8 protein-coding genes are annotated in these 13,436 nt (G+C 41.8%); all 8 read right to left on the minus strand.

All coding sequences use genetic code 11. The features are described from left to right. Positions 1-69: 69 nt before the first annotated feature. The 8 genes from ACKI5J_RS07065 to rbsK all read right to left on the minus strand — a co-directional run bounded on the left by ACKI5J_RS07065 (position 70) and on the right by rbsK (position 13,095). Positions 70-1,233: a copper amine oxidase gene (locus ACKI5J_RS07065; RefSeq protein WP_407427937.1), complete on the minus strand. Its 1,164-nt coding sequence runs from the start codon at positions 1,231-1,233 to the stop codon at positions 70-72. Between the two features lie 149 nt (positions 1,234-1,382). Further along, complete coding sequence (locus ACKI5J_RS07070; protein WP_407427939.1) at positions 1,383-2,783, minus strand: family 10 glycosylhydrolase; 1,401 nt, start codon at positions 2,781-2,783, stop codon at positions 1,383-1,385. Between the two features lie 70 nt (positions 2,784-2,853). Next, a complete protein-coding gene (locus tag ACKI5J_RS07075; RefSeq protein WP_407427941.1) occupies positions 2,854-4,530 on the minus strand; it encodes a DUF5018 domain-containing protein in 1,677 nt (558 codons plus the stop codon). A gap of 15 nt (positions 4,531-4,545) precedes the next feature. Then, the gene (locus ACKI5J_RS07080) at positions 4,546-6,252 is read right to left on the minus strand and encodes a RagB/SusD family nutrient uptake outer membrane protein (RefSeq protein ID WP_407427943.1); all 1,707 of its coding nucleotides are present in this window, start codon (positions 6,250-6,252) and stop codon (positions 4,546-4,548) included. Positions 6,253-6,262: 10 nt separating this feature from the next. Then, positions 6,263-9,484: a SusC/RagA family TonB-linked outer membrane protein gene (locus ACKI5J_RS07085; protein WP_407427945.1), complete on the minus strand. Its 3,222-nt coding sequence runs from the start codon at positions 9,482-9,484 to the stop codon at positions 6,263-6,265. Positions 9,485-9,528: 44 nt separating this feature from the next. Beyond that, entirely contained in the window at positions 9,529-11,070 is a 1,542-nt protein-coding gene (locus tag ACKI5J_RS07090; RefSeq protein ID WP_407427947.1) for an ADP-ribosylglycohydrolase family protein, read from the minus strand. 61 nt (positions 11,071-11,131) lie between these two features. Continuing rightward, on the minus strand, positions 11,132-12,136 hold the full coding sequence (locus ACKI5J_RS07095) for a GRP family sugar transporter (RefSeq protein WP_407427949.1): 1,005 nt from the start codon (positions 12,134-12,136) through the stop codon (positions 11,132-11,134). 32 nt (positions 12,137-12,168) lie between these two features. Then, a complete protein-coding gene (rbsK, locus tag ACKI5J_RS07100; protein WP_407427953.1) occupies positions 12,169-13,095 on the minus strand; it encodes a ribokinase in 927 nt (308 codons plus the stop codon). Positions 13,096-13,436: the final 341 nt, after the last annotated feature.

Genomic DNA, 13,436 nt, shown 5'->3' on the forward strand with positions numbered 1-13,436 from the left:
ACATCTTCTCTATTAATCTTGAATTTATTCATCCCCATAATCCGAGTCGTTGCTAATTAACTTTCTATATTATAAATCTATTGGTATCAGGATAAGTGGCGTGGGCAGACATGATGCTCCCGGAGGAGAATAGGTGAGTCTTATTTCCTGAATTTCCCTATTGGGATCTGGCTTGTAAATACCAATTAAAATAGCTTCCGGAGCAGACTTCGTAACCAGCCTTTCTGATGGCATTTGGCGTACTGCCTTGTTGCCTTTCGCATCGAACAACTCCATGGTTAATCCCATGCCTCCACACCATTGATTATCAGAACGACTATTCCAGGTAACCAAAGCCATCGCCTTACCATCCGTGCTTTTCCATTTGATATTTGTATCGTATAAGACCCCGTAGTTCCCGGCGTTCTTAGCAGGCTGCTGATCAGCACCAATAGTTCCTGTGATCCAAGGATCATCCTTTCCGTCGGCCATAATAATCTGCGAAACGCCGTTTTTAGTATCGACAGTATCGGTCACCACCTTGTAGTTAGAAAACGGAAAGATCCCCCGGCCTGCGTTGACATGACTAAACGGTATGATGGTATCTATATCTGCAAAAGCTTGAACGGTTGATTTTTCAGGACTTGTTTGTACAACCGACAGTTGTGCTGGTTGATCAATTACGAACTCATAAAATCCATGTACAAGCTCATCATATAGAACAACTTGATTCTCTAATCGTGGATCCAGCGGTACAACCTCTCCAGGTTTTACAATTCGAACCTCACCAACCACATCAGAACGGAAGAAATCTTCAAGACCTTGCTTGCCAATCTGGAAGTAATTGGTAGAAGGTTTTTGAGATGAATATTTCATCATCCGTAGATGCAGGTCTTCCTTGCCCAGGTTTTTCAATACAGTATTGATCTTGCGAGGCATCTTTTGTGGCTCCAGCACGCCATTCACATTGTAAACATACAATCTTACTGCGCCTGCAAGCACATTTTCCTGCATGACAATAGCCTCTGGAATGCGGATATATTCCGGGTCATCAGATATAATAAATTGCGGTCCCGGAGCTACATTCTTAGCATAATTGACCTTTTTCAGATCTTCAGTTAAAAAGTTTTTCAAAAGCACAATTTGTCCTGGCTTCCCTTTTTTCAGGGCCTGCACGATGTGTTTTGGTGTTTGTGCTGACGATGATGAAACCAGTACCGTTAAGGCAAGTATTGATATTAGTATTTTTTTCATAATATTTATTTCACTTGTTAAAATCATGGGAGTTCCCGCGACGTTTTTAGACGTGTTCACACTGGTCGGATGCCCTCGTAGACATCACAACGAGTGATCATATATCTAAATTGGATTGAGTTCTTACTTCGGGAACACTGGTGACATAGTTAGTTTTGAACCCCCGTCTTTACCGCGTCAAATAGCTCCTCCTTTAGATAATTATATTGTGGGCCATACATATGTACCACATCAAATAGCATTATACCACCGGACGTGCGTGACAATATGTATTGAATAGCTCTCGAAATTTCAGCTTTACTTGCATATGGGACGTTCCCCAAATCGATACTACCGTAAATTGGTCTTCTGTTTTTGGTTATATAGTCTATCCCATTTAAAGAGCCTTCCATGCTCCACCAATGATACTTCATGCCGGCGGTTAGTGGATTTTCATTCAGCATTATCTGTGTAAAGTAATTTCCAGTCATTAGCAAATCTACTTCTTCCAAATAGCCTGTTTCACCATATCCCGGATATGCCCAGTCCATCCTTAAATTGTAATCTTGAAAGGGATCGTAATCTTTACTAGCCCAGTTTACCCCAACGTAATGGTAGGATCCATACCATGCACCCACATAAGATCCAAAAGCTACATCTGGCTTAACAGACTTAACAGCAACACGTGCCTTTTTTACAAAGTCCTGAATCACTGAAGCTCTATAATAAAGCCATTGCTTGAAATACTTTCCTGTAACACTTGGCACAACCTGGCCGGATGACACTGTCCAGGTATTGACGATATCCCGGGGAAAGTTCATGTTTGCAGCAGATGCATCGTTGAACTTGTCCTTCATGAACTTTATAAACTGATTTTTGGAGAAATCGGAAAAGTCTGAATTGATATCGCTATAGCGACAGAAATCCAGTATGAGTCCATCGATCTCAAACTTCTCGGTGATTTCCTTGATGAGATTTAAGACCCTTTGTTGTACTTCAGGCTGAGCCGGATTCATAAAGACCGAATGTCCCATGGAAGAAATTCTTCCTAAAGTTCCACTTGCGTCCTTTACAACGATGCTTTCATTTTTTTCCTTGTATTCAGGATTATCGAATGCATACCCGGTAGCAATTGAAGCTTCCCCATCAACGAATGTCATCAGTGAAACATAGGCTTTCATCTGTCTTTTCTTTGCTTCCGCAATCAAAAACTCTACATAATCGTCGGGCTTATTTTTACCTCCCATCGATTTCTGCTCCGTGGTATAGGCGCTATTATACATGGTATAACCTGTTCCCAGCTTGACATCGATAACCAGACCAGTTACCCCACAATCCTTCAATCTATCGAGGATGGAACTAATCTCTGTCTTACTGCTAAATTTCCCATATGTACCAAACACATTCGACTGGGCATCTACCCAGGTTAATACCTCCCGACCCGGCTGGGTTGGTTCAATCGGTTCTTCTTCAATAGGTGGTGTGCCAACAGTGGGAGGTTCCCTACGATCTTTCTTACAGGAAAATAGAACCATCAAGACTAACGCTGCGCAACAAAATACTTTCTTCATAAATCTTCTAATTTAAGTTCAAAGGGTCTGAATCAGCCCTTTGAACATCATGGTCAATACACTACACAATCTACAGGTCGACGCAATCAAATTGCACACCTACTACATATCCGTTGGTGAACATAAAATACAAATACATATAGTATCCATTTTCTGACACCCCCATAATCACATCGCCTTTTCCACTGCTATTATATGAGCCACCTGCTGCAGCTGCACCATAAAGCCCCGCTGCCGGCGACCATATTAATCCCAAAGAAGATCCGGTGGAAGGGTTTCCAACCAAAGGTGACTCAGCATTCAATAGAAATACCTGATCTGCAGAACCCCAAGGCTGCGAATTGACATAGTTATAAGTCACAAACTTGGCATTATTGAATTCCATATAGTCAACACTATTGGAAATAAAGTTGAGATCCAATGCAGTATTCTGTTCGAGCAGCCCGTTCGTTGATCCATTGATCTTTGCAAGTCTATTAGTAGAATATCCCGTTACGTAATAAGATGCTGCAATATCTGTCGATGAAGTGTGAATAACATCTGCATTACTCCAATTCCACTTGTACGACGGACTCAGATTAACAACCTCCGGATCCTGCGAAACCACAACGCCATTTTTCACTTGCCAACGCGCAAACCAGTTCGATTCGCCGATACCGACCAGTGGAGAAGTAATGATTGCATCTTTGGTAATATCGCCGGCTACTGATATTTTCTCACCAAACGAGTTAAATAATGGGGCAGATATAAATGGCTCCAAAGCGCCAGAAACAGAAGATTTCTTATAAACTTTGAACACATCGCCACCACCCCAAGAGTAATTACATACCAGGATATTGCCGGCATCATCGGAAGTGACATTATTGTTATGGAGAACTCCACTGATACTTAAATCTACATCTCCAACTTTTTGCCCTGTCAAAGCATCCAGATAAATACTCCTTTGACCAGCAATATTAACAACCAGATACTTCCCGGACAGTGCCAAACCTGAAGCCAGATTTTCCGTGGTAATACCTAAATCGCCTTTCATACGCTTAGCAAACATCACCTTTGCACTTCCCTCTCGTATTCCCCTAGGCAATTTCTTAGCCTCTACAACTTTCATCGTATAATCCTTTTTTGCGTTTCCTACAGAGGTGACTGTGAAAGTAAGAGGTTGATCCAAATTGACAGTTGAACCGTTCACAAAAGATCCTTGAGCATGTCTATTCAAGCTATATGTCACACGAGGATTACGCATTATTGTTCCTGGAACGACTGAAAAATTAAGATCATTCCCTATAATGATTGCCGTAGATTCGACGACATCTCCATTGATATCATCAAATTCCAATTTTGCACTCAGTACATCTGTATTGCCTCGCTTATTTGCTTTGATAATGTATTCCTTATCAGACCCACCTCCACCTGTTATCTTTACCTTTATTGGACTGCTCAAATCTGTAAATCCCCGCAGCGCAGGAGTTATTTTGGCATTTTGTGGAATCTGAGCATACAGAAGTAATTTACTCAGATCAACTTCATTGTCGGAATTGATAGGATAGTAGTAATCTACATCCAGAAAAATTGTATCTCCTACAATTCTCGAGCTAAATGTTTCTTTTGCAGGCTCATCCTCCACCGAAGCATAAACCTTTAATATATCCGTCTGATCATTTGGGGTAATGTAATCAGGCTTTTCACATCCCAATAATACAGCGATTATACTCACTGTAAACAGAATTTTCATATATAATGTCTTCATATCTAATAGCTTAAATTACCATCCCTGAATTTGAGTTAACTCTGTATTGTTCGTCAGTTCCGGGGCAGGAATAGGGAAATAATACATTTTGGTTGTAAATTCTCTGTCAGCATCGTCGACAGGTACGACTTCGTAATTAAGTGAGTTACCCGCTGCGGCAATGCGATGACCAGTCATTTTGCGGTCGTTAAGAGTAATATGCGCTTTGCGCCAACGTCTTAAATCCCAATAACGGTGACCTTCAAAAGCCAGTTCAACTGCTCGCTCGTGCTCGATAGCAATCATGCCCTGGGTGAGACTACCAAACGCTACAGCCGGAAGGCCACGCTTGCTTCTAAGGGTCGAAAGTAGAGATGCAGCCCCATTAAAATCCTCCAGATGTAGCTTTGCTTCTGCTACATTCAGCAATACTTCCGCATACCGCAATACATGCCAGCTTTGGGTACTACCGTTCACATAGAAGCTTGAATTAGTAGGATCTAAGAATTTACGTAAATAATAGCCTGTAACGGTGCGACGCGGATTACCAACTTCGCCATAGGGAATAAAGCCTTCAACATTATCATTGGGTGTAGTATTAAGGGTTCTTCCTCTCCATTGTGCACCATTATGGAGAATTGTTGCGGCAAATCTCTTCTCTCTATTTGCATAAGGGTTAGTAGCATGAGCTGCATTATTCCATGAGAATTTAGTCCCGTCTTCCATTTCAAATTCATCAACGATTTCAGCAGTGGGGACGCCTAACACTTGCGCATTATTTGTTGCATCATCTTTTGGTGGAGCAAACCACAAATCATATTGATGCGTCATGTTCGGCGCAGCAAAGTCAATTCGAAAGATTGATTCCTTTGTGTCCTTCTTAGAAAATATTGTAGTAAAATCCGTTTCAAAATCATACAATCCTTCGTTGGCCAGATTGATAACCTGTTGCCCTGCATCCGAAGCCTTAGTGAAGTATTCCCTCGCCAGATTAGCAGGTATACCCGTTAACGGATCTTGATTGTAAATTTTCTTGTCATATTGCGCGATAGATCCTGCATGTAACGCTACCCTGGAAAGAAGGGCATATGCCGATCCCTTCGTTGCGCGTCCTGAAAGGTTTGTCTTCGCGAGATTCTCTCCTGCAAAGGTTAAATCCTCAATAATAAAGTCGTACACATCTTTCTCACTTGACCTAGGATTATTCTTATTGGCGTATTCGTTAATATCTTTCAGTATAATAACACTCCCGTGAATCTTCGCTAGCCAGAAATAAGAATAGGCTCTGATAAATTTGGCCTCTGCTTCATATTTAAGCTTTTCGCTATCACTTACAACAGATTTATGATGTAATCCATTAAGAAATTCATTGACACGTCTGATACGAGAATAACCGGTGGCCCAATAATTTAATCCTACCGCCCCAGGATTAATGCCGGAGGCATTGGTTGCCATTAAGTTAACTGTACCAATTCCTGGGACGTTAGAAGTATATTTTAACGCGTCGGCTAATGCATCAACGCTATTGTTAGTCCCTAAACCAGGGAATAATCCGAACTGGAAATTTTTAAACTCAGCGTATAATCCATTGATATACATCTCCATCGTCTTGGGGTCAGACCATATAACATCTTCTGCATATCTATCCTGAGGGATTACATCTATATCGCAGCTATTTAGCGTAACCATGGAAGCAGCTAAAATGGCGAGAGTCTTAGATTTTACCTTATATAAGTATTTCATAATAAGCATATTAAAAAGTTACGTTAACACCAAATGAGTAAATACGTTGTTGCGGATAAAATCCATTGTTGACATTTGGCATTTCTGGATCCAAATACTTTACATGATCCAGCGTGAATAAATTAGACCCGGTAACAAAAAGTCTTAAATTGTCTACATGTGCTTTACTCATTACTGATTTAGGCAATGTGTATCCTAACTGAACTGCTTTCAATCTCAAGTAATCGCCTTTTCGAATCCAACCCGAATTACGGAATGCATTGTCCGTAGCGGCCACACTTCCGTCCTTACCCGCAGATAAACGAGGGAACTCAGCATTTGGATTATCAGGCGTCCATGCATTTTCGATAATAAAATATGGCGAGTTTCCTCCGGCATAAAATGCACGGGTGTATAGGTTGTCTGCATCAAATCCCGATGTACCAAGCGACCCTTCCCATAGCCCACCTAAACTGACATCAGCTAATGCAGCTCCTTGCAAGAGCGCTGAAAAATCAAACCCTTTATAGGCCATGTCAATATTAAGTCCGAACATGAGTTCAGGGACATTTGATCTTCCTATATAAGTCATATCATCTAAAAGTCCGGCGTCAATACGTCCATCCCCATTTAGATCCCTTATTCTAAAATATCCAGGAGCTACATTTTTACCATAAATACCTTCTAAGGTTTTAGCTTCCTCCCAGCTGTCAATAAACCCATCTGACACAAATCCTATCTTTGTTCCTATTGACTTACCTATCACGCTGTTATAAGAACGAGTACCCGACGGCTCGTCCATTCTCAGGATTCTGTTTCTCGCCCAGTTTACATTACCTGTTAAACCTAAGCGGAAATCACCAAACTGATTGTCATACTTAATTTGAGCATCAAATCCGCGATTATCAACTTCTCCAATATTTGCCAATGCAGGATAATACCCTCCGATGGAGAGCGGGTATAAATTACTCACGCTTCCCAGAATACCGGTCGTCAAACGATAAAACCATTCGAAGTCCAATCCGAGCTTGTTATTGAAAAATTTGGATTCAAAACCGATGTTATAGCTGGTGGATTCTTCCCATTTAAGATCGGGGTTAGGGATATTTGAAGTATAAACTGCAGCAACAGGTTTGCCGTCAATAACGACAACAGGAGATGTATTTTGCAAAAATGTGGCTAAATAGGGAAATGTTCCAACCTGCGCTCTATCATTTCCAGACTTACCAAGTGATCCTTTGACTTTGAAGTAGTCAATTTTTGGAAAAGTATCATCGAAGAATTCTTCCTTAGAAACAACCCATCCCAATCCTAAAGCAGGGAAGGATTTCCAGCGATTATTTTTCGCAAAATTAGCCGAAGCATCCCACCTATTCACCACCTCCAATAAGTATGTACCTTTAAAAGCGTAGTTAAATCTTGACACCACTCCTGCCCTAGCAGTCTCGGCATTCGAAGCTCCAGTTGGCGAAACGAAGAATTTTGGATCTTTAGAACCGTAGTTTATTTCTTGAATCAGATCAATATCAAAGTTACTGGCACCGGCAGAGAAATTATTTCCGTTCGTATTCGAATATTCGTACAATACTAAACCACCCACTGAATGATCATTGTTAAATACCCGGCTATAGGATAAACTCCCTTGCAAGGTCTTGCGTACACTTGCTGAATATCCCTGCCTCAACGTATTCACTGTAATACCTAAGGGAGTATTGTCATGCACATAATCGCCTGATACCTGGTCCAAACTCTTACGCATGGACTCGTATGGCTTCAAAAACGTCTTACTTTGTTGATCCGAAAAATCATAAGCTGCTTGCACCTTCGCAACCAGGCCCTCTATTTTGGGAACGTAAAAATTAACAAATGCCTGCCCTTCGAATGAATTTTGCTTATAGTTCTGGTACCCGGTATTATTCATTGTCTCAATTGGATTCAGGGTTCCATTAGACAATAAAGAAGTAGGCAAACCATTGGGAGCATACATGGGTGTATTAGGCAGCATACGAGTTGCCTGCCAAATTGGATTTCCAAAGGCTCCGTCATCCGGAGCAATACCAGGCGTATTCGTAATCTGGTGTCTTAATCCCAAATTAAAACCTACTGACAAATAATCATTTAAGCGGCTATCAACATTAGACCGCACGTTATAGCGTTTGAAATTGGTATTATTCACAATACCGTCCTGATTCATGTGATTGACACCTGTGAAATACTTCGTTTTATTCGACCCTCCGGACAAGGTGATGGAATGGTGTTGCGATTTACTATTTTTACCAGTAGTTAGTCCCACCCAATCCGTATTTCCTAGCAAGGGATTCGTGTTCGTACCATTACGAACCGCATCTATCATTTCCTGGGAATACACGTAAGGAACGACTGGTCTTCCATAAGCAGCCAGAAATTCGTTATCCAGTTCTGTCCCCTTGTTATACCATGCCATGTAATCAGGCCCATTCAAGAACTCGGGCATTCTGGTATTTTGACCGATACTATACGAGAAGTCGTAAGAGACTTTTGTTTTATCGCTTATATTCCCGGATTTGGTCTTGACCAAGATAATACCATTTGCTGCCTGAACACCATATGCAGCTGTCGCTACAGCATCTTTAAGGACAGTTATAGAGGCAATTTCATTCGGATCTAAGTAAGATAGAGTTGATGCAGAGCGCTCAATGTCATCCACAATGACTAAAGGACCTCTGTTGCCGCCGTAGGTGCCAATACCACGCACGTACAGGGCTGCGCCATCAGCACCGGGACGTCCTGATTGTTGCAACGATGTCAAGCCGGGTAATCTACCAGCCAAAGCATTTGTAACGTTCATCGCGGGTGCTCTTTTTATCTCATCTCCGTTTATTTGAGCAACCGAACCTACCATTGTACTCTTTTTCTGGGTTCCATATGCAACAACCATTACTTCCTGAAGAGCAGACACATCGTTATCTAGCCGAATAACCACATTGTCTGTTGAAGATACCCTCAGTTCTTTTGTAACATAACCGACATAACGAACCCTCACTGTTGCGGGCAATTTTGTTGCGCTCAAGGTAAACCTTCCTTGAGCATCTGTCATTGTTGATGCACCTCCCTCTACGAGACTTACCGTGGCGCCAATAAGAGGTTCGTCTTGTCGATCTCTGACCACACCCTTTATGAGTGACTGCGCATAGGAAAATCCGACTTGCAAAAGCAAGAAGCAAAAACAGCAAATCTTAATCAAAGAAGACCTTTTGTAGTTTTCATGTTCCATTTGTTAATTGATTAGCGTGAGTAATATTTGTTTTGATTGATTGATTAATATTTCATGCCATGGGTTGGCTTATTATCATAAACCAGATAATCTACGACGTATAGGTTCTGGCTTGACGTAGCACGCTTGATCTTCACTTTTACCGCGTGCTTGCCCTTCGGAAGTTGGTATTTCCAGAAAAGATCTGCCCTAGTTTTACTCTCTTCAGTTGGAAATTCGGCAGTTTCCATTAGAACTCCATCTATATAAAGATCAGCGGACAAAATATCTGATAGATTTTTATTTGGATCTCGCGAAACGCCTCTTAACACAAAACCCACTCCCTCGAACTGGAATTCAAGTTCATCACTTACAGTTCTGTTAATCTTAACGGTTTCTTTAGGATAATGACCTTCGAAGTTTTTCACATAAGGAACATCGATAACGTCATACTTAGGAAAGGTGATTGTCTCACCTGTTATAACTGCCCCGTTAAGCTGAAGATTCTCTATCGCGTGTTTATATCCAATTTCATACACATCCTTTAGAGAATAGTTAGTATGACTAAACTTGTTGTTTTCAGCCTTTACAAGAGGAGCCTTCCAGTAATCCGGAATATTGGAGTATCCGATTATAGTGCCCAGAACTCCCAGAGCTGTCGCTGGATTACAATCAGAATCCTGGCCTGCGCGAGTCGCGATTTCAGCAGTTTTAGTGTAATCACCTTCACCATAGAGCAATCCCATGACGACATAAGCGGCATTCATTTTGGCATCAATATTAAGAGGATGATACACCATAGAAGGACAACCAACCTCTTCTGACCACTTCTGCTGCAATAAGAACCAGGTTTGCTTCCAGTCTTTCGGATGTTTTTTATGCCACGTGATTACATCACGAATTATCTTGTAAAAGTCACTTTGTTTGGGAATTGCGGAAAGTGAATTTTCCAGAACGAATTGGATATCACTACTTAGAAAGGCGTTGCTATACATGTTAGCCACGAATACTCCACCATATAGCCCATCGCCGGAATTCACAAGTTGTCCAACCTTCTGCGAAATCTGAGTGGCTGCTTTAGGCATACCGGGGCTCATTAATCCTGCAAAATCCGCCTCAATTTGAAAGTCAATATCATCCGCATGAGGATTATTCACCCAATTGCCAGCCATCTCAGGCGCAACACCATTCTGGACATTATATCTACCAACCTGGTTAGCGTGCCAAAGTTGAAACTTGGTTTGTGCGAATGCCTCGCCAAAGTCCTTCAATTCTGCCTGTAGTCCTTTTTTTTCGAGTACGCCGACAAACATGAGATCCATGTATACGTCATCATAAAGGCCCGGAAATGCACTCATTGCCTCGTTGATGTAATCATCATGCCAGGGCAAGGTCTGATAATCTTGAACATATGTACCCGGGTACATAAATTCTGTAGTCCAGCCATAGGTCGTTCCGATGGTCTGTCCTGCCCAGCCACCTTTGATTTTATCGACTAACTGTTGTTTCGAAATAGTCTTTAAGGGTTTTGGAACAGAGGCATAGATGTCGTGACAACCGAGGTTACCCAACAACATAAGCAATGAAGTAAATACAAAATGTCTCATGAAAATAGTTTGTGTGGATATTAAATGGAAATAAGAAGTCAAAAATGGAGAGCAGCTCCTGTTATTTACCGGCTATTATTATAAAGCCGATACCAACCACGAAAAGAACAAACATCAACGTAAGTTTACTATTCACCGCTGGTTGCACCTCTTTAAACTCCTTCCAGATAAATACACCCCAAAAAGCTGCCACCAACGTCGCACCCTGCCCAAGACCGTATGAAATTGCCGCTCCTGCTTTTCCTGCTGCAATCAAATTAAAAGCATTGCCTACGCCCCAGATCGTGCCCCCCAATAGTCCGGTGATATGATTGCTGAATGTTCCTGAAAAGTAATCTTTGTAACTCGCAGGTTTCCCGACAAACGGTCTGTAAATGAGTAAAGAGTTAAATAATACGTTGGAAATCAACACACCAACAGAAAAAATAAAGAAAGCCGTATAAGGAGTCATTTTACCAATCTCCGGAGAAGACAAATTATTCAGATCCATAGACGCTGCTATGAACCGATAGAAAAATGCCATCAGCACACCAGCTGCAATAGCCAGAAAAAGCCCCTTCTTCCCGCCGGATTGAACGACAGTATCGGTTTTACTGCGATAGGCCCATGCATTAATCACAATGGCCAGGACAACAAATAATACTCCTAAGCCCAACAACAAGGGGTCTCCTTGTTGAACGGCCATATAATTAACGATAACCCCCAGAACCAAGGCTATCCCCACCCCAACAGGAAATGCAACAGAAATTCCGGCGATAGATATTGAAGCCGACAAGAGAATATTTCCTGCATTAAAAACTACCCCTCCAACGAGTGCGGAGAACATGTTTTTTGAATCAGCTTGGTTGAGATCCGTCCAAAAGGAGCGCCCCTCATCTCCGATAGATCCCAGAGTTAAGGCAGAGATCAACGATAAGAGTACCATGCCGATGACATAGTCCCAATAAAACAACTCAAATCTCCAGTTTTTTGATGCCATCTTCTGGGTGTTGCCCCATGAACCCCAGCACAACATGGTAATCGCACACAGCAACACGGCAAGGCCATAATTGTATACTATAAACATAATTCAAAGCTTAGTTTCAATGATCTATTAGGTTAACTTTTTATGTTAAAGTCGAATAATTCGGCTGCTGTCGGCGCTGAATCCTGCGCTCCGAAACGTGTCACAGAGATAGCAGCTGCTTTAGAAGCGAAAGAAACCGCTTCTTTCAAAGAGTAATCGCGAGACAGGCCAACAGCCAGAGCTCCATTGAATACATCTCCTGCAGCAGTAGTATCTAAAGCGTCCACTGTTAATGCAGGCACCATAAAGGACTCTTTATCTGAACAGACATAAGCCCCCTGAGATCCCATAGTAATGATAACAACCCCAGGCCCGTAAGACCGGATTTTGTTCGCCGCGAGATTCGCGGATATCTCGTCAGTTACAAATATTCCGGAAAGCAAGTGTGCTTCCGTCTGATTGGGCGTTATAATATCTACAGCGGCCAATATCTCAGGTGTAAGAGATTGTGCAGGTGCAGGATTTAATATCATAGTGGCGTTTTTCGATCGGGCAAAAAGACATGTCTTTTCAATAGTCTGCATCGGTATCTCCAGCTGAATAACCACAATACTGTTTTCAGTAATTTTATCTGCAAAGGCTCCTGTACTCTCAAAAGTCAGGCAAGCATTAGCTCCAGAAGCAGCCACGATACAATTTTCTGCTTGCTTATCCACAGTAATGAGGGCAACACCGGAACTTAGTTCCGGATCAATCTGAATACAGGACACATCGATGCTCTCGCTTTTTAACTGCTTAATAGCTTGGCTGCCAAATGCGTCATTACCAACACGGCTAAGAAAAGCGACCGGAGTACCTAGTCTAGCTGCAGCAACAGCTTGATTCGCCCCTTTTCCTCCGAGACTCATAAAAAACTTTTCTGCTGAGATAGTTTCTCCCGGGTTCGGGAACCGTTCAGTCATCACCACCATATCAGTGTTGATGCTACCTACTACAATAATATTTTTTGATTGCGACATAAAAAGGCTCATAAGAGTACGATAACGTTATCGCAATTTAAATATTTATTCCGAACATTTTAAATTATTTTAATAAATAATTTAAGTTAATAAATCTTATTAATTTGATCTCGGTTAAACACTTGTGGAAGAGCGAACGAAAATCAGCATTAGCGACCTCCGGTGTCAATAGAGCCGCGACAACGTTAATGCTACGCCCTAGTTTTTAAGCAAAACAGTGCCGTCGGCTACTCACAGCATAGCCAGCTCCAAAATGTATTGCGATGTTAAATATTAGGAAAGATGTGGTTCTAGTACGGTCAGCGGATATTACGCACAGATGAGCGCAAGATCAATATCGA

The sequence above is a fragment of the Arcticibacter sp. genome (assembly GCF_045629565.1).
Lineage (GTDB): Bacteria > Bacteroidota > Bacteroidia > Sphingobacteriales > Sphingobacteriaceae > Arcticibacter.